This window comes from Xenorhabdus hominickii, from assembly GCF_002632725.1.
Lineage (GTDB): Bacteria > Pseudomonadota > Gammaproteobacteria > Enterobacterales > Enterobacteriaceae > Xenorhabdus > Xenorhabdus hominickii.
This window is the reverse complement of sequence record NZ_NJAI01000001.1, coordinates 203656-230619: the sequence shown is the minus strand read 5'-3', so window position 1 is coordinate 230619 and position 26964 is coordinate 203656. Positions and strand designations below refer to the sequence as shown.

The 26964-nt window shown below is 49.3% G+C and carries 20 protein-coding genes and 2 pseudogenes; 14 read left to right on the top strand and 8 right to left on the bottom strand.

The genetic code is table 11. The features are described 5' to 3' along the window. The first annotated feature begins 10 nt into the window (after window positions 1-10). The 7 genes from Xhom_RS48300 to Xhom_RS48270 are packed head-to-tail and all read left to right on the top strand — an operon-like array spanning window position 11 to window position 6774. On the top strand, window positions 11-388 hold the full coding sequence (locus Xhom_RS48300; RefSeq protein ID WP_069317016.1) for a TIGR03750 family conjugal transfer protein: 378 nt from the start codon (window positions 11-13) through the stop codon (window positions 386-388). Further along, window positions 385-1041 (top strand): PFL_4703 family integrating conjugative element protein, encoded by a 657-nt coding sequence (locus Xhom_RS48295; protein WP_069317015.1) that lies wholly within the window; start codon window positions 385-387, stop codon window positions 1039-1041. The genes Xhom_RS48300 and Xhom_RS48295 overlap by 4 nt, the downstream gene beginning before the upstream one ends. Next, the gene (locus tag Xhom_RS48290; RefSeq protein WP_069317014.1) at window positions 1038-1871 is read left to right on the top strand and encodes a TIGR03749 family integrating conjugative element protein; all 834 of its coding nucleotides are present in this window, start codon (window positions 1038-1040) and stop codon (window positions 1869-1871) included. The genes Xhom_RS48295 and Xhom_RS48290 overlap by 4 nt, the downstream gene beginning before the upstream one ends. After that, window positions 1861-3273 (top strand): TIGR03752 family integrating conjugative element protein, encoded by a 1413-nt coding sequence (locus Xhom_RS48285; RefSeq protein WP_069317013.1) that lies wholly within the window; start codon window positions 1861-1863, stop codon window positions 3271-3273. Before Xhom_RS48290 ends, Xhom_RS48285 begins: the two co-directional genes overlap by 11 nt. Then, window positions 3273-3623: a hypothetical protein gene (locus Xhom_RS48280; RefSeq protein ID WP_069317012.1), complete on the top strand. Its 351-nt coding sequence runs from the start codon at window positions 3273-3275 to the stop codon at window positions 3621-3623. Before Xhom_RS48285 ends, Xhom_RS48280 begins: the two co-directional genes overlap by 1 nt. Continuing rightward, on the top strand, window positions 3611-4012 hold the full coding sequence (locus Xhom_RS48275) for a TIGR03751 family conjugal transfer lipoprotein (RefSeq protein WP_069317011.1): 402 nt from the start codon (window positions 3611-3613) through the stop codon (window positions 4010-4012). The genes Xhom_RS48280 and Xhom_RS48275 overlap by 13 nt, the downstream gene beginning before the upstream one ends. After that, a complete protein-coding gene (locus tag Xhom_RS48270; protein ID WP_069317010.1) occupies window positions 4012-6774 on the top strand; it encodes a conjugative transfer ATPase in 2763 nt (920 codons plus the stop codon). The genes Xhom_RS48275 and Xhom_RS48270 overlap by 1 nt, the downstream gene beginning before the upstream one ends. Window positions 6775-6854: 80 nt before the next feature. Here the strand turns inward: Xhom_RS48270 and Xhom_RS48265 are convergent, their stop codons facing one another. The 8 genes from Xhom_RS48265 to tssI all read right to left on the bottom strand — a co-directional run bounded on the left by Xhom_RS48265 (window position 6855) and on the right by tssI (window position 18385). Further along, window positions 6855-7628, bottom strand: coding sequence for a hypothetical protein (locus tag Xhom_RS48265; RefSeq protein WP_069317009.1), 774 nt, complete (start codon window positions 7626-7628; stop codon window positions 6855-6857). Between the two features lie 167 nt (window positions 7629-7795). Beyond that, on the bottom strand, window positions 7796-8332 hold the full coding sequence (locus Xhom_RS48260) for a hypothetical protein (protein ID WP_069317008.1): 537 nt from the start codon (window positions 8330-8332) through the stop codon (window positions 7796-7798). A gap of 252 nt (window positions 8333-8584) precedes the next feature. Further along, window positions 8585-9184 carry a hypothetical protein gene (locus Xhom_RS48255; RefSeq protein ID WP_069317007.1) on the bottom strand — a complete coding sequence of 200 codons (600 nt, stop codon included), beginning with the start codon at window positions 9182-9184 and terminating at the stop codon, window positions 8585-8587. Window positions 9185-9328: 144 nt separating this feature from the next. After that, window positions 9329-10297, bottom strand: a complete 969-nt coding sequence (locus tag Xhom_RS48250) for an IS30 family transposase (protein WP_069317006.1) — start codon at window positions 10295-10297, stop codon at window positions 9329-9331. Between the two features lie 478 nt (window positions 10298-10775). Continuing rightward, the gene (locus Xhom_RS48245) at window positions 10776-11393 is read right to left on the bottom strand and encodes a hypothetical protein (protein WP_069317005.1); all 618 of its coding nucleotides are present in this window, start codon (window positions 11391-11393) and stop codon (window positions 10776-10778) included. Between the two features lie 15 nt (window positions 11394-11408). Continuing rightward, the gene (locus Xhom_RS48240; protein WP_084023151.1) at window positions 11409-15776 is read right to left on the bottom strand and encodes an RHS repeat-associated core domain-containing protein; all 4368 of its coding nucleotides are present in this window, start codon (window positions 15774-15776) and stop codon (window positions 11409-11411) included. A gap of 12 nt (window positions 15777-15788) precedes the next feature. Then, a complete protein-coding gene (locus tag Xhom_RS48235) occupies window positions 15789-16208 on the bottom strand; it encodes a DUF1795 domain-containing protein (RefSeq protein ID WP_069317004.1) in 420 nt (139 codons plus the stop codon). Between the two features lie 104 nt (window positions 16209-16312). Next, window positions 16313-18385: a type VI secretion system tip protein TssI/VgrG gene (tssI, locus tag Xhom_RS48230; RefSeq protein WP_069318489.1), complete on the bottom strand. Its 2073-nt coding sequence runs from the start codon at window positions 18383-18385 to the stop codon at window positions 16313-16315. A gap of 347 nt (window positions 18386-18732) precedes the next feature. On the opposite strand from tssI, the gene Xhom_RS48225 reads away from it, so the two are divergent. From Xhom_RS48225 to Xhom_RS48195, 7 genes and pseudogenes are all read left to right on the top strand, one after another. Further along, a complete protein-coding gene (locus tag Xhom_RS48225; RefSeq protein ID WP_069317003.1) occupies window positions 18733-19125 on the top strand; it encodes a TIGR03757 family integrating conjugative element protein in 393 nt (130 codons plus the stop codon). Further along, a pseudogene (locus Xhom_RS48220) lies at window positions 19122-20090 on the top strand (TIGR03756 family integrating conjugative element protein). Before Xhom_RS48225 ends, Xhom_RS48220 begins: the two are co-directional and overlap by 4 nt. Before the next feature lie 11 nt (window positions 20091-20101). Beyond that, a complete protein-coding gene (locus Xhom_RS48215; protein WP_069317002.1) occupies window positions 20102-21541 on the top strand; it encodes an integrating conjugative element protein in 1440 nt (479 codons plus the stop codon). 5 nt (window positions 21542-21546) lie between these two features. Continuing rightward, on the top strand, window positions 21547-21885 hold the full coding sequence (locus Xhom_RS48210; protein ID WP_198148708.1) for a hypothetical protein: 339 nt from the start codon (window positions 21547-21549) through the stop codon (window positions 21883-21885). Further along, window positions 21882-23396, top strand: coding sequence for a conjugal transfer protein TraG N-terminal domain-containing protein (locus tag Xhom_RS48205; protein ID WP_069317001.1), 1515 nt, complete (start codon window positions 21882-21884; stop codon window positions 23394-23396). Before Xhom_RS48210 ends, Xhom_RS48205 begins: the two co-directional genes overlap by 4 nt. Before the next feature lie 216 nt (window positions 23397-23612). After that, on the top strand, window positions 23613-24800 hold the full coding sequence (locus Xhom_RS48200; protein WP_069317000.1) for a hypothetical protein: 1188 nt from the start codon (window positions 23613-23615) through the stop codon (window positions 24798-24800). Window positions 24801-25743: 943 nt separating this feature from the next. Further along, window positions 25744-26661 (top strand): annotated as a pseudogene (locus Xhom_RS48195) (integrase domain-containing protein). Window positions 26662-26964: the final 303 nt, after the last annotated feature.

The following is a 26964-nucleotide window of genomic DNA, read 5'->3' as shown; positions in this document are numbered from 1 at the left end:
GGTGCCGCGGATGCAGACGATCCCCTTTTTACCCGATCGCTTAAACGCCGAACCCGTCGTATTTCGCGGCTTCACCACGCCGGAGATGGGGCTGGCAGCCATCGCAGGGCTGGCCCTCGGTCTGGTGGTCAGCCTTCCCTTTATTCCGTTTGCCGGTTGGGTGATGCTGCCGACCGGCATGCTGATGATGCCGTTGTTACTGATGAGCGTTGGCGGGCGCTGGCTCGCTCAGCTGAAGCGGGGCAAGCCGGAAAACTATCTCTGGCAGAAACTGGAAGAGAAAAAACGCCGATTAGGGCTGGGTGACCCAACGTTGATTATTGCGGCGCAGGGCTGGTCATTACGCCGCAGCAGGCAGGCGCACTGCAACGGGAGAGGCGTGTTATGAGTCGCTTTCGTCATGCGGTCAGAAACCGGGACCAGCATATTCTGACCCTGCGGGTGGCGTGCGGCATTCTGGTGGGGGTGCTGCTGCTGAGCCTGCTGGGCTGGATGGCTTCCCCGCGCAATCTCACCATTCATAACCCGCCGGATTTACGCAGTGGCAGCACCCGGGCGTGGTGGGAAGTGCCGGCACCGAGTGTCTACAGCTTTGCCTTTTATATTTTCCAGCAACTGCATGCCTGGCCGAAGAACGGGGCACAGGATTATCCGGCCAAAATTGAAGCCTTATCGCCGTATCTGACCCCCGCGTGTCAGGATTTTCTGCGTGCGGATGCCCGAATCCGGGCTGACAGCGGTGAACTGCTCGATCGGGTGCGGGTGGTGTATGAAGTGCCCGGCCGGGGCTATGAGACCCGCAGTGTGAGGGTGCTTGATCGCGATAACTGGGTGGTACGGCTGGATTTGGTGGCGGATGAATATTATCACGCCGAACCGGTCAAACGGGCATTGGTGCGCTATCCGCTGAAAGTGGTGCGCTGGGAAGGCGATGCGGAGCGTAATCCTTTTGGTCTGGCACTGGATTGCTACGACGGGATGCCACAGCGGCTGGAAGCTCTGCCACCGTCAGCGGAAGAGAAAAAAGGCGTATTTCAATGAGAAGAGATGTATTTGACTGGTGCAGTGTCTGGCTGGTGCTGCTCAGCCTCCTGCTGTTCAGCGTTGGCACAAAGGCCGATGAGCTGCTGACATGGGAGCGGATCCCGTTACCGGTTACGCTTAAGGTCGGGCAGGAGCGGATTATTTTTGCGGACCGCAATGTCCGTGTCGGTCTGCCCCCGGCACTGGGTGAGAAATTGCGGGTGCAGAGCACGGGCGGTGCGGTTTATCTGAAAGCCAACAGTGCATTCCCGTCAACCCGACTACAATTGCAGGACAGTGAGAATGGCGAAATTATCTTACTGGATGTGACCGCCGGCAAAACCGAGGTCAGCGAACCCGTGCGTATTATTTACCCGGCTGAAAAATCAATAGATTCAAAAGATAAATCGCACTCACAGAGCAAACCATCATTGTCTGCGCCTACTCCCGTGCTGTTAACCCGCTATGCGGCCCAGCAACTGTATGCGCCCCTGCGTACGGTGGAGCCGGTCAGTGGCATTCAGCTGGTGAACCTGCATCTGGCTGCCTCCATCACCACCCTCTACCCGTCAGAGCCGGTTGAAGTGACCCCGCTGGCCGGCTGGCGACTGCATCATCACACCGTGATGGCCCTGAAACTACGCAATACCGCCAAACGGATTATCTCGCTTGACCCACGCGCCTTACAGGGACAGTTCGTCACTGCCACCTTCCAGCATCGCTGGCTGGGAAAAGCCGGAACGGCGGAAGATACCACGGTACTCTATCTTGTTACCCAAGGGGCGCCGGGTAACGCCCTCATTCCTGAACCGGTATTGGTAAAACCGGGAGGCCGCGATGCAGATTAAATCCAACAGTCTGGTAAAAATACTGGTGCCGACCGTATTGGTGATTGGTGGGTTTATTGGTATCAGGAGTTGCAGCTCAACAGAGAATAGCGCGCCGGATAAACCACAGAATAACGCTCTGGCGACCCTCTCTCCGGAAGAGTTACAGGCGCTGGGGGTGGGTGGAGATACACCGGAAGATACCCTGCACACGCTGGTCGGGACGCTCAATGCCGTGCGGGCAGAGCAGAAACGCTTAGACCAGCAGAATGCCGCGATGAGAAAAGAAAATGACCAGTTAAAAAATCAGCAACAGGATGTTGCCGGTCAGATAGAGGCTGCGGTTGCGACTATCCGGCAGGACGATGAACAGCGTCAGCGCACGTTACAGGACGAACAGCAGGGATTGCTGGCCCAGATTGATTTGCTCACTGAACGGTTAAATTCAACGCCGTTGTCGGCACCGGATAATCAGATACCCCTGGGTAGCGGGCTGGCAGGGAGTTCATATTCTGCCAGCACTATCAGAGGACAGGATGACCTTATCTGGGTTACCCCGGCCGATGAAAAAATCCCCGATAGGCAAACGATGGGCAATGGAAAAACGGCGGCTCAGTTTCCCACCTCTTTTTTAAGCGAACAACCGACCACCGTAAAAAATAATCCACAAGTTCCATCGGCTAAGGCCGACAACGAAAAACCGGTCTACACCCTGCCGGAAAATGCCACTCTGGTGGGCAGTCAGGCTATGACCGCATTATTAGGTCGCGTTCCTGTTAATGGCACAGTCACTGACCCCTATCCGTTTAAAATTCTTATCGGTAAAGATAACCTGACCGCTAACGGTATCGAACTGCCGGAGGTGGAAGGGGCGGTGGTGTCCGGTTCCACCAGTGGCGACTGGACGTTGTCCTGCGTGCGTGGTCAGGTCAATTCCATCACCTTTGTGTTTCAGGATGGTACCGTGCGTACTTTGCCGGGCAGCGGACAGAATCAACAGGGTATCGGCTGGTTGTCTGATGAAAACGGCATTCCCTGCATCAGTGGTGAGCGTAAATCCAATGCCAGTACTTATTTACCAACATTGTTTGCGTTGTCAGCCATGAATTCAGCCGGCAATGCCCTGAACGAGAGCCAGCAAACCGCCCAAACCAACGGTACCGGCGGCATCACATCCGCATTAACCGGCAATGCCGGTCAGGCGACACTCGGCAAAGCAGTGGCCGGGGGCATGAATGAGATGAGCGAATGGTTCAAACAACGCTACAGCCAGACCTTCGATGCCATTTACGTCCCACCCGGTGCCCATGTTGTCGTGCATATCACACAAAGTCTGGCGATTGATTATGAAACAACAGGCCGTAAGGTGCGTTACGGTTTTAGTGAATCAGTTCAACGTCATCATCAGGAAGCCTTAGATTAATGGAAACGACGTCTTCTCCATGGCTGTTTAGTGCCAGCCAGCCTTATTGTCTGCAAACCCATATAACTCCACAGGCTGAACCCACACCAGTTCAGCTTGACTGGCGACCCGGGCGTACCCAGGGCAGTCAATTATATCTCTTTAGCGGCAATGAGAGCCGATTGCTGAATGACGGGGATTTTACCGTTTTTCGGCTGACCGAATTTCAGTGGCAATCAATGCTTGCAGGCAACAGCGAGGCTGAACACTGGGAGCGCTTGCCGTTTACTTTATCGGAACTGGCGGTACACCCGGAATTTGCCACGTTTACCCTTATTAGTAGCCCGGAGGCTCAGGGATGCGAAAAATAACCTATGCTATCGTGTTAGGTCTGACGGGGCTGCTGGCAGGCTGTTCAGCCTCGAAAGAGATGTTGCTTCCGGCCGGCGAACAGACGGTGCTGGCCATGTGGCAGGGAAATCAGGCGGGGCAGAGCGTAGCACAGGCAAGGCAAATTTTGCGCCGGGCGTTAAACCCGGCCGAACGGAGTCGGGCATTGAGTGAGCCTGACAATTACAGCCGCTCGGCTGAGCATGAAATCAGCCAGCAGTTTCCCCGCCTGCCCAATCCCGATATGGTGATGTATGTCTACCCGCATCTGGTGGCAGGCAAGACGCCGGTACCGGGCTACAGCACGGTGTTCCCGTTTTATCAGCAGGTGCAGTATGCCCTGCCGGGTGAACGCACGGAGGCACCGTAATGGAAAACCCCAATGCATTGCACCGTCCCGGCAAACTGCGCGAAACGGATGAAGCCGCGATTTACCGGGCGAATCCGTCGATTATTGACTACCTGCCCTGGGTGGAATATCTGGAAGACGGGCAGTGTTTATTGCTGGATGATGGTGTGTCCGTGGGGGCCGTCTATCAGATTGAACCCATCGCCACCGAAGGACGCCCTGCCGAGCGGTTGCTTGAAATCCGTGACCAACTGGAAGATGCGATTCAGGACAGTCTGGATGAGGACGATATGTCCCCGTGGGTGGTGCAGTTTTTTTGTCAGGATGACGATGACCCGTCGGGTTACCTCAATACGTTACGGGGCTATGTGAAACCGTGGGCGCAGGGTACCGCCTTTACTGACGCTTTTCTGGCAGAATCAGCACGTCACCTGAACAACATTGCGCAGCCTGACGGGATATTTCAGGATAGCTTAATCACCGGGCAACCGTGGCGGGGGCAGCAACGCCAGACGCGCATGGTGGTTTACCGCTGGTTGCCTGCGCATAAATCGAAGGCTCACCCTCAAACGGTATCGTCGGTGGCAGCACTCAATCAGGTCTGTGAACGACTGGTCTCCTCACTGGCATCTGCCGGTATTGTGGCGACCCGACAAAATGGTAGTCAAATTCACCACTGGCTGCTGCGCCATTTTAATCCGGCCCCGGACTGGGGCATGACCAAAGCCGATTTTTATCGTGCGGTGCGTTATGAGTCATCCGCACAGTCCGATCTCCCGGTGAATAATGACTTTGCCGAAAGTCTATGGTTTACCCCGCCGGTGTCTGATCCCGATAACGGTGTCTGGTGGTTTGACGGCCTGCCGCATAAAGCAGTGCCGGTTGAGCGCCTGCGGCGTCCGCCCGAGCCGGGCACCCTGACAGGGGAAGTGAAACGGGGAGACAATATCAATGCGCTGATGGATATGATGCCGGAAGGCACTGTGGTCACGCTGACCATTGTGGCGCAGGCACAGGATACACTGGAAGAAAGCTTCACCCGACTGGCAAAAAATGCCGTAGGGGAAAATACCGAATCACTGCGCGTCCGGCAGGATGTACAGGCCGTGAAGGAATTACTGGGGCGACGCCATAAACTGTACCGCAGTGCACTGACCTTTCTGGTGCGCGGTCAGGATTTAGATAATCTGAACCAGCGGGTGCATCAGTTATCTTCCACATTACTGAGCGCCGGATTACAGCCCGTGCGACCTGAATTCAGTGTGTCCCCGCTGAATGCTTATTTACGGGCGTTGCCGATGGGCTTTAACCCGCAGAAAGATAAAAAACACTGGTACAGCCGTCTGACGTGGGTCCAGCATCTGGGAGGACTTATGCCTGTCACCGGACGCTCAACCGGCACCGGGCATCCGGGCTTCAGTTTCTTTAACCGGGGTGGAGCACCGCTGACCTTTGATCCAATGAACAAACAGGATCGCACCCAAAACGCGCACTTATTGCTGTTTGGCCCGACTGGGGCAGGGAAATCCGCCACGTTGTGTGCTTCGCTGGTACAACTGATGGCGATCCACCGTCCGCGTCTGTTTATTGTCGAAGCGGGGAACAGTTTTGGATTGTTGGCAGACTATTACGCCAGTCTAGGGCTGACGGTGAATAAAATCGGTATTAAACCGGGTTGTGGTGTCAGTCTGGCGTTGTTTGCCGATGCGCATCAGTTGCTGCAACTCAGTCCAAAACAATTACGGATTAATGAAGCCGATATTCCGGACACGGAGGAAGGACAGGAAGAGGGCGATGAACAGCGCGATATTCTGGGTGAGATGGAAATTGCGGCCCGGCTGATGATCACCGGCGGTGAGAAAAAAGAAGAAGAACGCCTGACCCGTTCGGATCGCGGTTTGATCCGTGAAGCGATTATGCTGGCCGCACACACCAGCTATGAGGCAGGGCGTCAAATGGTGGCCTCAGACTTACAGGATGCACTTTATGCCATCGCCCGTAATCATCGGCAGGATGAACACGGTCAGCCCTTAATCACGGCACACCGTCGGGCACGGGCCGATGAAATGGCCGGAGCCATGTCGATGTTTACGCAGGGATTTGAAGGCGAGCTGTTTAACCAATCCGGTAGCCCGTGGCCGGAAGTGGATGTGACGTTAATTGATTTGGGTACACTGGCACGGGAAAACTACTCGGCACAGATGGCACTGGCGATGGTGTCACTGATTAACACCGTCAATAACCTCGCCGAACGCGATCAGTATCAGGACAGGGAACTGCAACTGGTGATAGACGAAGGCCATATCACCACCACCAACCCGCTGTTGTCCCCCTATATGACTAAGGTCGTGAAAATGTGGCGTAAGCTGGGTGCCTGGTTGTGGCTGGCCACGCAAAACCTCGCTGACTATCCCGACACGGCTGAAAAAATGCTGAACATGGCGGAATGGTGGTTATGTCTCACCATGCCCCCGGATGAAGTGGAGCAAATCGCCCGCTTCAAAAAACTCAATGAAGAACAAAAAGCCGTACTGCTTTCTGCCAGTAAACTCCCGCGTTGTTATACCGAAGGCGTGGTGCTGGCGAAAAAAATAGAAGCGTTATTCCGGGTTGTGCCACCGAGCCTGTATCTGGCACTGGGCATGACGGAAAAAGAAGAAAAGTCTGAGCGAAGAGCGTTAATGCAGACATATCAATGTAGTGAACTGGAAGCGGCAGTTTTAGTCGCAAGAAAGATGGATGTAGCTCGGGGGTTACAGGTTGATCCCGACCATCCTGTATAAACGTGGGTAACATAGTCTGCTCTTTCTATGGATACAGGCCACACTGGAAGGTAAATGCTTTATCACATGATTTTTTCATCCTAAAGATGGCTCATGTTCATAAACACATCACATAAACTCACATTTTTAGGCACAATGATACTGATATCATATTTTTTTGAGCTGAAAAGAAAGGAAAAAAGATCCCGGCCATTTTCCAGTTTTCTTGTCTTATCGAGTGAGTCAAAATAGCGGTGGATCTCTGAGATGACTTTTTTATGTATTTCACTTTTAACTAAATCATCTCTCTGATAGAGGCTTTCATCGTCTCCATCGTACAGTTCACGAAGATAACGAATATCGTCCTCTTCGTCTTTATCCATGGGAGACCTGATTAAGGCCATGATTTCATCCGTGCGATCTTTCTTGACACCAGTAAAAAAATCATGAATACATTGCTGTAACTGAGGTGTGCATTTTCCCTGTGGTTTCGGCCGTTTGACTTCTTCAAACGTAGATTGTTCCGCCGACATTTTTAGCATATCCGTCATGATATTTTTAAATTCGTCCGGACATTGGGTTTGCTTGACTTCTGCATAAACACAGCGGCCATAATAACCGGCATTGTAGGTGTAATTGTATTTTCTGATGGTCAGAACATAGGTTCCCGGCGGAGGTTCATACCCGCTGATTTCAGAGGATTCATAGGCAAATTTGAAGTAGATCCCGTTTTTTTTGTTATAACCGATTAGGTTTCCTGCCTCCGAAAAATCGGTGACAGTGCATCCATGATCGCAATAGAAGGGGATCTCACCATTAATGAAAAGAAACCATCCTTCCGGAAAAGTTATTGCGTTTTGCATTGGGTTTATCATGTATTGTCGTCCTTTTCATAATGTATGATTGTGGTTATAAAAATAGGTCATGAACTTATTATATGACAGCGGCCACCATAGAGCTAACATAATTTGAACATTTTCCGAGTAAGAAAAATGGAATATTGCAAGGATTTTTTGTCTTTTTCTTTTACATATTTTCTATATCAACTACTTTTTAATATTATAGGATTAAAAACAGCCATTTTTTTATCTTTAGACATTCCACATGGATAAAGACCTTCTTTATATATTTCGAATATCTTTTCTAAGATTGATTCCTTTTGTTCCCCCAGTATATATCTTTGGATAGACAGCATTTTTAGTTGGTAATAGATCTCATCTAAGACCTCAAAATAAAAGTCATCATAATCTGAATTCTCTTTCTTTACTTTTTTCTTTCTATAATAAATTGATATTTTGCTTTGGTGAGTAGAAAAAACTTCCTCTATATCATTTAAATATTCATCAGCATCATCATACTCATTACTTAATCTGAATTTTCCAATTGAATTATCAATAATATCTGACCATACAACATATCCATTAGGTAATATTTGCTCAAAAGCTAGAGTTAATGCTAATTCAAGATCACTAATTTCTAAATAAGATTCAAGCTGAGCACAGGGAGTTCCAAAAAGTAATTTTTCAGATAAAAGAAAATTCATTGGTTCAATCACAAATTCTTTTTTTACATCAATCATATGTCACCTATTTATCGCCTTTATATGTATTTCCAGAACTCTCCCTATATTATCCGTTATGCAGTATAGCAACCATTTTTTGCAATAATTTACTGAATAATTTTATTTTTCAACACCTTTTACCTTTGGTAATGGAGGTATTCTGCTGAATAGGAACTGATGGGGATTATAAATTAGGATGATGATTAAAAACCGGAAGAACAGCGGATCTTGCCGGTTTTTTTATGAAGTTATTATACGGAATTGAATTTATTATCCATAAAAATAGTCAAAGAAATTTACAAAATTGTCTGAACCTATTAATGGTTCAATTTCCTTGGTAATCATTTCAATAAACTCTGTTTTCAGTTCATCATCTTCATCACAAATTTCAAAAATGTCAAATTCACCATACACTATTTCAATTAGTTTTGATAGAGATAAGAAAAAATCGGCCAACGAATCAGATATTTTAAATGGTCTTCCAGAATCATAGTTAGCGTAAACAGGAGTATCTTGAGTATCTAATAAGGCAATGATTGGTTTTCCCCCACCAATATCATCCATGAATACCAAATTATTATCTGGCCAATTAGGATTTTTTGTTATCTTATCTGAGTTTTTTATCCAGCAATATCCATATTGAGCTTCCTCAATCTCATCAAAATTAAAAAGCTTGATTGGAGCAAATCCAGTTTCGATTTCTATATCTATAGGAAAAAAATTTTCAAATAAGAATGAAATTTCTTTAGATATTTTAATATAATCAGGCCATGTTTGATTGGTATCATAACTTTCTTCGAATTTACCCTGAAGAGTAAAATTTTTGTGAATATTAACTAGTTCACTTAACGCTTTTTCTAATTTTTTCATGTTAATCTCTTGGAGTAATTAAATTTATTTAGCTTTACATTTTTTCAGCTGTAATTGCCTTATTGTTTCTTCCCTGTCAATTAGGCGACCTTTTCCTGGATATATTCATATCATTCTTGCATTCACATAATAAGTGCAACACCGTTATAAACGAAGTAAATGAGTTGATATTCCTTTAAATAATTCATTCGGTGTTTTGTAATTCCTCGTTTTACGAGGACGATTATTTAATCGGTTTGCCACAAGATTCACCTCTCGCTCTGATACCTGATTAAAATCAGTTCCCTTTGGGAAGTAATCTCTGATTAATCCATTTGTGTTCTCATTTATTCCTCTTTCCCAAGGGGAATACGGGTGAGCAAAATAAATTTTTGCCTCTAAATTTTTACTGATAAGAGCATGTTCAGCAAACTCCAGTCCGTTATCAAAGGTAATTGTTTTAACTTTGTTTTTTATCCCAGATAAGTGTCTTGTTGCCGCTTTTGCAACGCCTTTTGCTGTTTTATCTTCCAGTTTAATGATGAGAGTAAATAGCGATTTTCGTTCAACTAAGGTCAATAATGCACTTTTATGATCTTTGCCAACAATAGTATCGCCTTCCCAATCACCAATACGCTGCTTTTTATCAACACATTTTGGACGTTTTTCAATACTGACTCGGTTTTTGATTTTTCCTCGGTGTTCATCACTTCCGTAGCGTTTACGATATGGTTTTTTAGCTATCCTGAGATTCTGGCATAAGTCACCACCATTCACTTTATCTTTATAAATCAATCTATAAACTGTTTCATGATGCAAAGAGATGATATTTTCCCTTTTGAGATAACCAACGGTTTGTTTAGGACTCAAATCTTGCCAAGTTAACTGTTTAATCAATTTGACGATCTCAGGTGTCACTTTTACGGCTTTTATCGCGGCATGACGGCGCTCTGAGGCTTTAAGTTGAGCCTGTTTAGGGCAGTATTTCTCGTCTTCCTGGTTTCGTCTCAATTCCCGGCTAATTGTTGATGGATTTCTATTAAGAGACGTTGCGATAAAGCGTTGTGTAAAACCGGCTTCTTTTAAACTAAAAATCTGGTATCTTTCTATTTCGGTCAGTTGTGTATAGGCCATAGTGCATTTTCCTTTGGCGAGAAAGATGCCTACTATAGCAACTGACCGCCTTTCTTAAAAATTGCACTTATTAGGCGAATCCAAGATTGATTAATAAATAAATAAATAAATAAATAAATTATTGTCTACGTCATCAGGGTTTTTACCATTTAGTGGGAATACAATATTTCTAGGGTCTCCTTTCCAAGCCCCTCCTAAGGCTCCATTGCCATTTCGGAAAGGTTATTTCATTTTAGATTGGATTATCATGTATTGTTGTCTTTTTCAAAACTTATGATCGTGGTTAGGACTCATAATATAATTCACTTGTTATATGAATACAGCCTTGAGGGTTACAAAGTAATATGATGATGAAAAAGCCGGAAAATAATGTGGTTCTTTCCGGCTTTTTTCAAAATCTATGACTATATTTGATATGTGACTTAGCCTAAGTAGAGTTTTTCTAGCTATATCATGCTCACATATCTAGCTACTTTCATTACCGTTTATTTATAGAGTATATATATACTTTTTCACCTTTGTTTTTAAAATATATGCCTTCTAAGTTTTTAGTATCATCATATTCTAAATAAATAGAGTTGCATGCGTTTATATTATAATGTGTCATGGATATTATTTCAGAAATAACATCATCATTATAAATATAATGATAACCAAAAAAATCGCCATCATCATCTACTCGATAGCATTCTTGATTCTTTCCCTGATCATCCAAAATTAATTTTGTCAGAGACCTAAAATCTCCTCGAAAATCTTTCAGTATACTGAACACTTCATTATTGGTTCTGATAATATATTCAATATCTTCAATCTCTGAACGCGTATTATATCTGATAATTTTATCTATATTACCATTACCAATGTAACAGTAAGCATTTTTTTTGTTTTTAGGCTCTCTTTTTAGCATGCTATCAGAACTATAGCCTGTCAGCTCACTATAAAAGGGAATGACACCATAAGCTCTGGATTTAGACCAAGATAAAACTGTATCACCAAAGCTACCATTGTTTATTTTTTCATCTAACTCTGCCGTTGAAAGTAACTCTTCCTTTAACTTAGTAAGATGGTTATTCATTGTCTTGATCAATGTTTCCATATTCTGTCCTGTATATTAAGGCGTTGGCCATTTTCCACTAGCCAACTGAAAAACTTTACCGTTAGCCAATTCATCTTTTAGAACTTTAAGAGCAGCAAAAAATTCTTTATCTGTTTTACTGTTTATTAGGCTATCATAAACATGTTGTTTATAAGAATTGCCATGCACCCCATTACCTTTATGTGCTGTTGTTTTTGCACTAGGAACCCTGTCCTTACCCGTATTTGGTAACCAAATACCATTTCTTTTATCATTAATATTAATATCTAAAGAGTCCATCAGGTCCCGAAGTTCTTGCATTCTCTTATCTTTAGCATTAGACATAACAATATGATGTGCATCATGTTGACCTCCCAAGTTAGGTTTAGCACCTAAATTTTCTGCTAATATTTTGGCGTCTGAACATGTGGAAAGACCAAGCGGATCAATCCATCCTGTGGGATTATGAACATAACTATAGGGGTTCTCACCTCCTGTCAGCCCAATCGGATCCGGCGTCAGATACTGCCCCGCAACAGGCGAATAATACCTGAACCGATTGTAGACCAGCCCGCTCTCTTCATCCAGCCACTGGCCGGCGAACTGTTGACCCGGATTGTACTGTGCATTTTCACCTGCGACTTTCAGTCGTATCCCGTATAGGCTTTGAGGTGGCTGACGCCAGACACGGTGACCTTGCGGATTAAACAGTGCCAGCGGTTCTCTTGTTGGAGCACACACGGCATATTGCGTTTGCACTTCCTCCGCCAGCAATTCACTGCGGTTGTCTGGGTCGGGGGTGAAGAACTGGATTTGTTGCGCCAGCAGCTGCCAACCGTCAAATACCAGATGCCGGATACTGTACAACCGGTGGTGCCGGTATTCACGGATTTCCACCGGTACATCCCCGTCCCACAGATAGGTGGTGCGCATGCCGGTCGGTTCACAGACTTTCTCCGTGCGCCGTCCAAAGGCATCATAGCGGTAGTTCCACTGCTGGCCGCCCGGGGTCTGTACCCCGATAAGCTGATTTTGACTGTTCCAGCGGAACTTGGTGAGCTGAGCGCGGTGACCTGCCTGCCAGAGCTGCATAGCGGTCATGCGACCAGCATCATCATACTCAAATAAATGCTGACCGAGCTGGCGTAACCGGTGGCCTTTCTGGTAAAGACGTTCCCCGTCAATGTCGTGCAAACCGTCAAAACGACGTGCTGGGTAACCGGAGGCATCATATTGATAATGTTCCTGCAAGCGGTTCCAGTCGCTGACCGAAGTCACTTGACCGTTGCCGTTGACTACATAACGCAGCCACTGCCGTTCATCGTTTGCGGCCACCAGATTGAGTGCCGCATCGTAGCGATATTCCCGATCCAGTCCAGCCAGTGTCGGTTGGGGAATATCCGCCACTTCATGGGCTTCAAAAAACTCGGTATTGCGTCCGGCACGCTGAGCGGTCAGTTGCCCCATCAATGAGTGTTCCTGCCGCAGAATAAAACCTTTATCTGATTGGCGATGCCATTCATGGCCGTCGTCGTCTCGTTCAAGTCTGAGTGTATGTTCACCGCTGAAACTGATTTTCCGCAGTTCGCCGACTTTATTGGCTTCGGTTTTTGCCTGCCAGACCTGATTATTTGTTGTGATAAGTGTTCTTTCGACGGTGATGCTGTCCGGGTAATTACGCTGGATGTCGCCATGTGCCTGTGTTTCTTTCACGATGCGATCTTTATCATCGTATTCGAACGTCAGTGGTGTATTATCGGGAGTAATGACTTCCAGTAAACGTCCCAGAATATCGTAACTGTAGGTGGTCATGCCTTCGGGAGTGTGCATCGCGGTCATCTGCCCGCTGGCATCATAGTCATAGCGGGTGATGTTATTCAGCGCATCCCGTTTTTCCGTGCAGTTGCCATTGCCGTCATAGGCATAATGCCACTGCGTACCGGCGTAATCAGTCTCCGTGGTCACCTGCCCGTCGGCATCCAGCTGATAACAATAGCTTTCTCCTTGCGGGTTAATCACTTCCCGTAATTGCAGGCTGTCTAAATCGTAACGATACTGCCAGCGATGACCTTCTCCATCGAGCCGACTAACCGGCAGGTCAAACGGCCCGTATTCAATCTGCCATTCCACGCCCCGGGCATCTGTCCACCGGGTCAGGTTGCCGTGGCGGTCATGTCGGAAGCGCTCAAGACTGTTGTTAGGGCGGTCACTTAAAGCAACACGGTGATGGCGGTCATATTGCCACAACCATAAGGCTCCGCCGCCTGATGATAGTCGCTGTAACCGGTCATGGCTGTCGTATCCCAACCGTAGGCTGCGGTTTTCTTCGTCAAACAGCCGGGTCAGCCGCTGATGGTCATCGTATTCCCAGCTTCGTTGATTACCTTCTTCATCTTCGGCCTTCGTCACCAGCCCGAACGCATTGCGGGTCAGGGTGGTTTTGCTGCCGTCCGGGGCAATAAAACATTCAGCCTGGCCCTTATCATCGTATTGCTGCCACCAGACTCTCCTAAGCGGGTCAGTCATGCTGGTCAACCGGTCAGCCTCATCGTAGTGATACTGCCACACCGCACCGCCGGTATCGGTAAATGCGGTAACCAGTCCGGTATCCGCCAGATAGTCCAGTTGCAGAACCTGTCCTTCCGGCAGGATCTGCCGTTGCAGATTGCCCCAGTCATCATACTCATACCGGGTAACGTGACCGCACGGGGTTTCGACCTGCGTGACCTGCTGTCCGGCGTTATAATGCCAGGTAGTGGTATGCCCTTGTGGCGTGGTGGAACGGGTAATACCGGCTTCATAGTCCAGCCGGACGGGGTAATAGCCTCCGCTACCGACACTTTCAATGCAGCGTCCCTGGGCATCATACACATAATCCACGGCTGTCTGGTCGCCATCCGACCAGCGGCTAATCAGCCCCTGTGCATTGTATTCATAGAACAGGTGAAATTGCTGGGTACTGTCCGCTTCCGCCAGCCAGCCATTGTCGTGGTAGTCATAGCGCACCAACACGTCACTGAGACCATTGTCTATGCGGCGAATGTCGGCCAGCAGACCATCATCACGGTAGAGTAATATCAGCTCCGGACCGTCGCTGTGAGTGACTTTTTCCAGTTGATGGGGATCGTTATAGTGAAAACGCACGGTATTGCCATTGCGATCACGGTGTTCAGTGAGTAACCAGCGTTGTACCGTATTTTCTTCTGTGAGTGCTAACCGGGTGAAGTATCTGCGAACCGGATGATTGCGCTCGCTCAGAACGAAACCCTGTTTTTGCCGGCTCAGGGTAAACTCCGGGTGCTCCGGGTTGATACTGTGGTCAACGCTGTGGGGCAGGGCGAAATGCAGGGAGGCCCCTTCCAGTGTCAGGATTTCCACCCGGTCGCCGGTCACGATAATGGCCTCGGAGAAGTTGTCCAGCCAGTTTTCGCCAAGCAGGCCCCGCCTTCCCGGTGACCAACTGCGGGTAAAGGTCAGGGGTATTGTCTGGCCCAGTTCAAATTCGGTGCGCTGGTCAAACAGGCTGCCGGTGGTCACGTCTATCGGGTCACCTGTGAAGAATTTTTTGGTGGCCTGAGTGAAACGTTTCATCCCTTTATTGGCTTTAAACGCGGCCTTGGCACAAATCAGCCTGCCCTTCAGGGCACGACCGGCTTTTTTGGCCCCCAGCTTTGCGCCAGCCAGCACTGCTTGCCGACCGGTTTTGGTCAGCAGCTTACCCACGCCTTTGAGCAGCCCGCGGGTCGGCGGCACCAGAAATTCCACCGCCACCAGTAATGCCCGCTGCCAGCCGGAGAACTCTTCTTCAACCTTGAGGTAAGTCCCCTGACCGGAGCCGATAAAGACTTTGCCCGCGCCCCCTTTGATGGCAGCCCCACAGACCAGCTTGTCGCCGACTCGCGCCGCAGGCTGACCATTGATAAACACGGATTCACTGCCCTGCGCTATCAGGGGCGGCGGTGCCGGGTGTTTGCTACATTTAGCCATATCTACTGTAGCCCGTGCCGCGGGTTTGCCTTCAATGAGGACGTTACCGGAGCCGCTGTCCAGCACGCCGTCCGGTGAGCCGAAGCTGTCGATAAAGTCCGTGACGGCCGAGCTGGCTGCCGCAATGGCATCGCTGGCCAGATAGGTTAATCCGCTGCCGGCGGCCGCCACAATCAGCGTCGCCCCTAGCCCGCCGGTGCCGGCAACCAGTAATCCCACGGCCCCGAAAATCGCGGCACCAATCAGGGCACCGGCCACCGCCCCCATCAGAGCACCAAAGAAACTCTTATGCTGGATGGGGTCGCCCTGGCGTGCGGCTGCCGGCCCTCTGGCCCCACCACCAGGTGGCAGGGGCGGCCGGGCATGGGTAGCCCCGACCCGGGCAATCCGGGTAATAATTTCATCACCTAATCCCATATCAGCCTCTCCTTATGCCGCCTGAAAACTGCTCACCACGGCCAGTAAGGCTGCCCGCTGCCCGGTATTAAAGGGTTGTGGTGAGGTCAGGTTAAATGCCAGTAACTGGCTGCCCCGGATTTGAAGCACCACTGTCTGGTGCATTTCCCCCTCCGGGCTTTGCCATTGGTAATCCAGCCGCCACGCCGTGTCACCGCTGAGTTCCATTTGCAGTCGCTGATGCTCCTGATACCCCGGCAGGTGGGTGACAAACTGGGCCAGTGTCTGTTCATAATACGCATCGCTGTCCGTGCCTGCCGGCACCGGGGTGCGGTTAATCACCAGATTGACACCGCTGTCATCCGGCAGCACAAACACGTGCATCGATTCATCACGCCAGCCGGTAGGCAGGGTCAGGATACCTTCGTTCATCTGGTAGGGTTGTTTGCTCATGATTTTCCTTTTCACTCTTTTTACGTCATTGATATTCAGCGATATTCAGCCCGCCGTAAAAATACGGCTGAGCAGGTGTCAGTCTGTAGTTGGCCTGCCCGGACTCAGTTCAGGGTGATAACCTCTTGTCCGTTCACAATGACGGTCTTACCGGTAATATGGATATTGCCGTCGGCATCAATCGCGATACTCCCTTTGGTGTTGCCGAGGGTGATACCGCTTTCGGTAGACTGAATAGTAATTTGTCCTTTGACGCTGAGGACGCTGGTTTTTTCTACGGTGACCTGCCGTGTCCCGATGCTGCTTACTTCCATACCGACCACTTCTTTATGCCGGTCAGCCCGTACGCTGATAGCCTGATTGTGGCCGACACTTTCGGTATGGTCGTGCATTACGCGGGTACTGCGGTCATTCAGGACGGTGGTATCCATGTCTTTCTGCGCGTGCAGTGACAGTTTCTCACTGCCTTTGGCATCCTCGAACAGCAGTTCGTTATAGCCCTCACCTTTATGGGTCTTGGAACGAAAGGCCATCTGGGTTTTGCTGCCCGGCAGCCCGCCCGGCGGGATATTGCTCGCGTGGTAGGTGCGGCCGGTAACGATGGGCTGATCCGGGTCGCCATGCAGAAAATCCACCACGACTTCCTGCCCGATACGCGGGATAGCGAGCATCCCCCAGCCCTGACCGGCCCACGGCTGGGTGACCCGTATCCAGCAGGAACTCTGGTCGTCACTCTTGCCGTAGCGGTCCCACGGAAACTGGAGATGGATACGCCCGTACTGGTCACAGAAGATTTCTTCCCCGGCCGGGCCGACGACTTTGGCAATCTGTGGGCCGTCGATGACCGGTTTCGGTAACGGTGCCGGACGCCAGTGCTGGTTATGGCGGATAAAGTGGAACTGGCTGTTCAGAGTAGTCCCTGTACCACTGTGAGCAGTTTCGAGTGCCTGAGGCTGGCTGCCGGCATGACTGGCGCCCACCACCTGCCAGGACTGGTTCAGGTCTTCACGCGGGTGGTTGTACAGGGTGAATAACCGCCCCGGTTGGATCGCAATTGCATGACCACGGCCTTGTCCTGTCACGGCATTGTTGCGCAGTGCTTCCAGACGGTAGCGGGTAAAATCCTTACCGTGTGCCTCATCCTTAAAACGGCCCGGATAGTCGTAATGTTCGTAATACAATTGCTGGAGCGTGTCTTCCTTCATCTGCTGGCTGAATTCGGCCGGCCATGCGGGATTCTTGAAGGTGTAGTCTTTGAGTTGTACCTGTGCCGGGCGGACCTGTGCCCGGTGTGTCAGGTGGCTCACTGCCGGCTCTCCCAGCGTACTGGTGTCACCCGGCTGGTAAGGCAGCACAATGCCCGGTGGCACAGAGCCGGCATCATCGGCGAACACCAGCGTATTACGCCCGTTACCGCATTCAAAAAAGTAGAAAATACCTTCTTCTGCGGTCAGCCGTTGCAGGAAGGCAAAATCACTTTCCTGATATTGCACACAGAATTCCCGCTCCGGGTGGGTATGGCGCAGGCTGAAGACGACATCACGGATACCGTGCTCTTTCAGAATCGTAGTGATAATGGCCGCAATGTTCAGTTGCTGGAAAATACGCGAATTCTGACGCAGCGTGGTGCGCCACAGGTCCGGGCGAATACTCATCTGGTAGGTGGTCTGGTGCAATCCGGTATTACCCTGCTCAAAGCTGGCAACGATACCGGTGATACTCCGGCTTTCAACCCCATCCTGTGTGATAGTCAGGGTAGCAGAGCGGTCGAGTACCGCAGGAAAGTCGATGGCCGGGTCAGCACTCGCCAGCCCGACTTCCAGCTGGAACGGCTGGGAAAAATGTTCGTTCAGGGTAAAATCCGTGACGACAAAGGTCTCCGGTGCCAGACCGCCAGCCGTCAGGGTAAATTGCAGGCCGCTGGGGGAGTCGCCACCATTCAGCAACTGGCTGGCTTTTTGCAGGGCTTTGGTGGCGGCATTGTGTCCGACTGCCGCCTGCTGTGCCAGACCCTGACCACCGCCGGGCGGACCGGCAAAACCGCCGGATGTCGTCAGACCCCCTTTCTTCATCAGGCCGGCGGCACCGCTACCCCCCAGCAGGCCTGCCGTCTGTTTACCTTTTTCCAGCAGGGATTGTCCCTGCTGCAACTTTGTCAGGTGTTTTTTCATTGACATGGTGTCATTTTCCTTATTGTCATGGGCTTTTTGTTGTTCTCCTTCCGGTTTTCGCTGACTTATGCCTCCCGATATCCGGACAGAAAAGGGACAGGCAAAGCCCATTCGGTATGCCTACCTTTTTTGCTCATTATGAGAATGGGCTGACTGTTTTATCGGCATATTTTTCATTAAGTTCATAACAAATTTTGTCATCCGGTTAATCCGGGCTGTTATTACATTGGTTTGTCGGAAATGCATCAGCGAATCGGGGCGTTAATTTTCATTTTCGGAAAATCAGTTATGGGCTGACTTTTACCGTGGCTTGCTTCACGCTGGTCTGAGGGTTTGCAACCGAGGCGGAGAGGATGAAAAAGCTGTATTTAGTGTTTTTGCTGGGATGGAGTGGGGCAGGGAGTGCGGGGACAGTGGTGTATACTGACCGTCAGCACCCGCCGGTGAATCTGATGCCGGACAGTCACATCGTCTGGTTGGATGAAGCTGAACAACAGCAAAAGCAACTCTTTGCCCAACTTTCCGCCAATCCGCAGCAAGCCGCTATTCAGGCACAGGTGATACTGCAATCCTCCCAATGGCGTCAGCAGGAGCAACAACTGATCAAGGCTTACCGTGCTGTGGTGCAGGCATGGCAATCAGGCGTAAAAAAGTATCCGGCCGTGGTCTTTGATGATAGGGAGGTGGTGTATGGCACCGCGGATGTGGCAAAAGCCCGCGCACTCAGGGAGCAATATCAACCATGAGTCTTCAACGTGTGACGTTTCCTGCACTCATCACCCTGATAGCAGCATTTTCTCCGGTGACGCAGGCTTCCATCAATACGGCTCAGATTGTTGCCGGCAGTCTTTCACCCTCCTGCATTCAGTGGCGGGTCAGCGGCATCTGTTACTGGCTGCTCTGTGGCCTGCACGGTTGTACCGTGAAAACCTCGGTGAAGGTGACCCATTACCTCCCCGAAGTGGTGGTGTCCACGTATCAGGCCTCTGGTGGCAACCCATGGACAGAAATGGCACAGGTCAGTCAACTCGCCGGTGGCGTGGAAAATACCGTGACCGGGGCGTTCTCTCATCTGAACGCCGGCGGGGGTAATCATAATGTCCAGATTGCCGGGCAACGGCGTACCAGTCTGCGTTTCAAATATGCCGATGCCATCGGGCATCCGGCAACTAACCTGATAGGCGGGCAAATCCCCGGTTATTCGTGTCGCAGTGCGGCCACCCCGCTGATGCCTTATTTTTTCAGCACACTGGATAGCGTGGCATGGCGCTCGGGTCTGCCGGAATCGTTCTACCCGGAAGCCCTGATGCCCGGTCAGCGGGAACTGGGCAGTCAGATGGCTGGCACTATGTGGGGCAATATTTATCCGCGCTCAGGGTTTATTAATCAGACCGATGATGACAAGGCCTCGGCTGTGGTGGCGCAACGGGTAGCGGATATCATTAGTCGTGTCGGGCAACCCCATGTTTATCAGCCCCTGAAAGGCACCCGTACCGCGGGTTACTGGCCACCTGAATCGGTCACCGAAAACACCGGCATCAAAAATCATCAATGGTAGCGGTTATCACCGACGTTAAGTCAGTCCTGTGCCGTGTTTCCTGATGGTGAACACACGGCGGCAATCGATGGTAATCAGGCGTATGCCCTGTGGCAGCCTTACAGTTGTTGCCAGCGGCGTGGACAGCGTTTTCTCAGCAGTACGGATATCTGAACAAGGGATGAATGATAATGAAAAAAAACGCGTTATGGCTGATAGTCGGTGGACTGGTCATCACTTCGGAACAGGCCAATGCCACCGGGCTGTCCCTGACCTTACCGCAGGTGAACCGCAGTGCACTGGGCTATGGGGCAGACGCCAGCGGTGCGGTGTCTGATACGTTGTTCTATACCTTAGGGGGAGGTTCGGTGATTTCTGAACCGGCCAGTCGCAGTGGTTCCACCACTCTCGGTGGATTAGAGCTGGGCTGGCGCTCGGATTTGATGTGCGGCAATTTTAACCTGAAAGCCACGGTCAGCAACCAGTTGAACGGGATTACGGCCGGGTTCAAGAACCTGATGAGTGATGTCATTCAGGGCGCCACCGGAGCCGTGGCCAGCCTGCCGGCGATGATTATCCAACGCGCCAATCCGGGACTGTATGACATGCTGACCAACGGGGTCTTGCAGGCCAATGTGGCGTTCGACAAAGCCCAGTTCAACTGTCAGGCGATGGCCAATAAGATGATGGATTTTGCGCAGAATAATAAATGGACGCAGTCAGCGGCTTTGCAGGAATATAAAAGCCTGGTTAACAGCGGGGATGGCGATGCGGTGCGTGTCAATAACGCCGGCAGCAAAGCAACCGGTGCCGGCGGGCATCCGTGGATTGGCGGCCAGCGACAGGGCGGTAAGGGGCAGAGTGCCATTCGCCCGACCCGGGATTTAGTCAGTGCCGGCTTTAATATGATGAATCAGTTGCCGGTGCTGAGCCAGTCATCGGTCAGTAGCCTTAAGTGTGAAGGCAGTGTCTGCCGTAAATTCAGCAATGCCCATGAAGCGGCCGAAGCGGTGGTCAGTGTGCTGGGCGACCGGGTCATCCGTACCTGTGCTCAGGCGGCAGACTGCACTAGTGGCGGCGAGAAACACCAGCCGGGCACCACCGTGGCGGGTACGGGATTTGCCCCGATGCTGGAAGCACACACCAAAACCAATACGGAACAGCTGGTGAAACTGGTCAGCGGCGCGGAAAAACCGACGATGGTCAATCTGGCGAAACTGAAAACCGGCAGTCTGACGGTAACCAAAGGTGTCATTCAGTCGTTGCAGCGAGACCAGGACCGGGCTGCCCTGACGGGACGTTTAGCGGGAGAGCTGGCGATGGCGGAAACCGTAGAAACGGCGTTACTGATGCGGCGGATGCTTATCACCGGCATGTCCGAACCCAATGCGGCGGCACAGTCAGAAGCGCTGGCAGAAGGGGAACGCCGGATTGCCGCGCTGGACCGGGAAATCAATGCGCTGAAGAATGAAATGCAGCTGAAACAGGCCCTGTCCCGTAATGCCATCCTGACCATCATTGAGCGGGATACCCAGCGCATCAACATGCATCCGCAAAAACAGGTACCGGATAGCACGGATGCGCGTTTTTATCAACTGGAAGCACCCAATCGTGAGCGCAGGTAAGGCGAATGATAGCAGAGAAGCATTCAGTATTCAGAAAAGGTGCGGTGTTATTACTGGCTATCGCTGTGGTGATGGTCATTACTGTAGCGGCAGGCTGGGTCGGGCTGCATCAGGCAGAAAAACTTCACCGCATTCACGACTGGGTGACCGAAACCGGGGGAGTCTGGTTAGTCTGGCGGTTAGGCCTGTATGCGGTACTGAGCTGGGGAGGTCAGAAAACCTGGCAAAGGCTAAAACATCTGCCGGAATACCGCGCAATGTTGATACGAATGATGGTGGCCAGCCTGCTGTTTATCCTGCTGGGTGAGTATGCCCTGTCAGGCACTATTGAGGAGATACGATGACAGCCAACAGCTATCTGGAATATTTTCTGACACTACTCGGCTGGGTCATCAACAATGGCCTGTGGCACATCCTGATTGCGACCGGACTGTTTACGCTGCCGTTAGTGGTAAAAGTGATTTCGGTCTGGCTGAAAGTCAGAGAGTGTGGCGAAGAAGACGGTCAGGCCGGGTTACAGTCGTTGGCCCGGATTGAAAACACCCTGTACGGCGCGTTCTTCGTGATGGTGGTCTGTTGTGTGCCGCTGGTCAATGTCAGCCTGACCACCCTTCAGTACGATACTTCCCGTGCCAAAAGCTGTGGCACCTGGACACCGACAGCGCCGGATAACGGTGGGTATGCACCAATAATATCCAGCCTGAATAACCAGACAGCGGCTGTGCCGCTCTGGTGGGCGGTGGTGCACCGATTATCCAAGGGACTGACACAGGCGGCGGTGGCGTCCATTCCCTGTCGGCCGGATCTGCGGCAACTACGCTTTGACGTGCAGCACACCCGCATCAGCAACCCGGCACTGGCGGCGGAATTGCAGGATTTTACCCACGATTGCTATGCCTTAGCCCTGTATCAGTGGAAACAACGCGATCAGGAGCACATCACTGACCCTATTATCCTGAATGATATCGGCTGGTTGGGCAGCCACACGTTTTTAGCCGGGGATTACCGGATGCTGCAATCTCGCCTCCCCCGGGCGGATTTTCCGTGGCAGGAGAGTCGGGATAACGGGCGGCCGTATACCGGGCAGGGCGGATACCCGACGTGTCAGGCTTGGTGGTCAACGGCCCAGATTGGTCTGAAAGACCGGGTACTGGCGCAGGCCGATCCGGGGTTGTGGCTGCGTCTGTCAGCGACACTGAAAATACTGGGGAAAAACACGCAGGCTTATCAGGAAGCGGTGATCCGCCGTCTGGTCAGCCCGGTAAACCTGAGCGTTTCACAGGACGGGTATGTGTATGCCGGGTATGGTGGTAGTGCCGATCCCACCTTGTTGGATGGCGCTAATCGAATCGGCACTTCCGCAGGGGCTTTATTGGGTGGATTACTCAGTATGCCGATGTTCGATGCGGTACGACAGGCGCTGCCGATGATGCAGGCGGTAATTTTGATGGCGTTGTATATCTTAATCCCGTTGATCCTGCTGTTTGCGGCCTATGAATTTAAGACCATCTTCACGCTGACATTTGTGATTTTCGCATTGAATTTTTTGACCTTCTGGTGGGAACTGGCGCGCTGGCTGGACAGCCATTTACTGGAAGCCCTGTACGGCTCAGACACCCACAGCCTGTTTAATCTGGCGGGTATTCAGAATACCTCGGACGATTTAATCATGGGGCTGGTGATGGGGACGCTGTTTATCGTCCTGCCGATGGTCTGGCTGGGCGCATTAGCGTGGGCCGGCGTGCGGATGGGGGATATGGCAGGGATGATGAGCCAGGGCGTGGGGCAGGTCAGGCAATCTGCGGGTATGTTTGGACAGTTGGTGCTGCAAAAGATGATATCCAAAGGAAAATAAAATTGTGAGGCCGTTTTTTCTGTATCTGGAGCAGGAATATTTTTTCGAGAATATTTACATTTCACTGGGGCTATCATGTCTTTTATAAAATCATCTTGTTTGGAATGAATAACAATATCAACTCATATTATTGTGTTTTATGTTATATTAATCTAATAAATTTACTTATTACTTTTAACGCATTGTGAGTCGTTTCACACTATTGGATTTTAAATTATGGAATGTAATAAACTTCTAAAAAAAATTGGCATCTCAGTTTTACCAATGTCATCAATTTCCTCTATCATATCAATAGTTATTATTTGGTTTTTCCTTAATAGGATGGGACGTTTGGATATATTTAACGAATCTGTCAGTTTCAAAAATATGTTTAATATTCTTGTGTTTTCTTTTATTATTAACATGGCGTTTTTTTTGATTATTTTCTTCATGGGGTCTTGGCTATTATCTCTTTTCATACCGGCAGAAAATAAACACTTTATTTATTATGATAATATAAAAAATAATCTCATAACGATACTTATGGTAAGTGGGTTTTTCACTCCAATAATTATTGCATTGAGTGTATTTATCTTTGATGATCCTAGTAGTGTTTTTCACATAATTATTCTTTCTTCATTTTTTATTTTGGTAGTTAGTATATCAATTGTGTCTTACCTTATGAATAAAGAAATATTAAATCAAGAGTTAAGAATCAAATCAAACACCATAAAAAATAAATATAAATTTAGAATTTATTTATTGATTCCTTTTTTTATTTCTGTTTTATCTTATAGTCAAATTATTCCTATATCATTGTTTTCTGATTCAATGAAATTTCCTGATTTAATGGGAGATACTTATCAAGTTATTGGGTTTGTGGCTATTTCTTATGCTTTTTATATAGTTACTATGTTTCCTGGGGTTGTTTTTATACGAATGAATAATGGTGAAAAATTAGTCAAGAAAGTTACTGTTCCGATCGCGCTGGCATTTGCCATAATGTTAGTGATGTCATACTTTATTACTGTTATCCCGGTTATGTTTGTTCACTCTGTAATGAAACTTTCAGGGATCAGTGATTTTACACCTCATACTTATTTGGTAGATGAAAAAGAATATCCTCAGAACCTTTTTGATAAAGGTGTATGGATAAGTTGGAAAGTTGAGGATACAGGGAAAATTGCTATCAGAGCGGTTTCTATATTTTCATTTGGTGAGTTTCAGCTTATGTGTCCTTCAGAAATTACTAAAGCATATAAAGAGAGTTGGAAATTTATTCCGGGCAATACTGATTATGATAATAAGGTTAGGAAAGCGCTTCAGGAAGACGCTGAATGGTGTATTGCCTTCAATAAAGAAGATATAAAAAGATGGAACGTACCTATTAGTTATCAGGAAATTAATTCAGCAACAGATAGATAATTTTGATAGTGAAAAAATGGAACATTATTCGACACTACAATAGCTCTTATTTCCATGGTCTGGCTTATGTGTGCAATAGTTTTTTCATTTGAAGACTAACATCATGAGCCTTAGTCGATTTGTTCAGAAGAAAATTCGTGAGATGAGTATGATAGAGCAAAAATTTGCTCGTTTCATGTATAACTGTTAGCATCTCCATTAGTAATTATCAAAGTGCCCATCACCTCCAAGGGGCAAAAAAATTCCCGTAGCCTGAAAGGGAGTGCAAGCATTGCGGTACATCTGTGCACTTTTGGGAGCAGATATCCCCGGACACCTAACCCATCGTCTGAGGATGAAAGTTTCCCGGTGTTATTCACCGGCTATTCACACAACAGAGCAAAACAGGCCCTGTCTTACGCTGAATGAGACCATTCTCATCAGTACAACATTTATCTGTATTTTCAGTTCATCACGGTAAACGTCCCGAATATTGTGCGGCGTCACTTGTGTTGAAGCGCAGCGATTACCAAGTGACGCCGCAAAGCGGCAAACGTCCATAGCCCATCCGGTCTGGCTTTACGACCGATTTGAATCCCGCATTACTCAGTGAAACCACGTAAAACAGACTATTAACCACCCTGTTGTCTGATGGATAAACGATTGTCCTATCGGATTTTCAACCCACTGCCTGATTGCAGGCTGATGCAGTAAAAATTAAGGAGAAATGAATCACGTCAAGATAATGAGGCGTTCATCCTGATGAGATCAGGCACTGAACGGGGAGCATGTCATCGCTGTGCTGAGCACGTCGCGAGCTCCTGCAATAACTCAACACAATCTCGCCCTGCTACACATTGTCTGACGCACCACGGAACGGTGAACCTGAACCGACACGCAGGGAATTGTTTTAAAAACGACTAAAAATGAATAAAACAAACGCAAAGTAGCAGAAGAGGCGAGAATGGCGCAGGGATCGACACGTTCAAAGGTTGAGCTGTTCAGAAAAGTTTTTATCACGCATGCCCGACAGGCAGGCGGAAGTTTTGTTACGGTGGCGGATCGGGCGCGGATTGCCCGGCACTTCCTTGATTATTTGAAAGACAATGGCATCAAACTCCGCCAAATGGATAGCCTGAAGGTGAAATATATTGAGCACTACATCGCTGAACGCAAAGCCAACAATATCAGTCATCGGACACTGCAAAATGAAATGTCGATGCTGCGAGCCATTTTAGCGCAGGCGGGAAAGCATAAGCTGGCTGATCCCGATAATGCCCGCCTGAGTAACCGGGCATTGGGTATCGCGGATACCAGCCGCTAGGGAACGAAAATGGCGCTGGTACCGGCTGCATTCTGGGACATTTTTCAGCAGGTGGAACAAAAAGACCGGCGTGTCGCGGTTGTTATGCAACTGGCGTATGTGCTGGGACTGCGTACCAAAGAAGCGGTGGAAGCCTACAAATCGTTAGCGACCTGGAAGAAAGCACTGGAAAACGGGCATACGTCTGTGCGGGTGGTGTTCGGTACTAAAGGTGGACGCCCCAGACAGACGGTCATACTGGTTCGGGAAGCCCTGCAACACGCGATTGCTTATGCTGAACGCGAGCAGACCGGGCGTGGCGGCAAACTGATTGATAAACCCACGATCACGCAGGCCATAGACCGTTACCGCTATATTGTCAGACGTGCAGGACTGAGCGGTAATAAAGCGCCACACAGTATGCGTTATCATTTTGCTCAGCAATCTGGGGAGCATTATATAGCGCAAGGATTCAGCGAGCGGGAAGCGCTGGCACTGGTCTCGATGGATTTAGGGCATGGTGACGGGCGAGGGCGTTATATTAAGCAGGTGTATTACCAGAATATTGAGGGCGAATAAGTTGTATTGGAGCACACACGCTCTGTTGCTCTGGTCATTGGAATATGAGCAAAGCAATCTTGAATCTTAGGCGATTATCCCTATGTTACGCTAACTCACTTTTGGACAAAAGTGAGTTAGTTGTACCAAATAAGACTCGAACTGAACGAGATTCAATCAAATAGTCGGCTTAGTACCCAGACTGTGTAAAAACCCTTGTTCATCTTTTGGTCTCAGTACGATGTACTTATGATCAATTGGTCTTAGCTACCGATCCAATTTCAAAGCCAAGTCCAGTATCATCAGATTGGTAAGCATAATCAT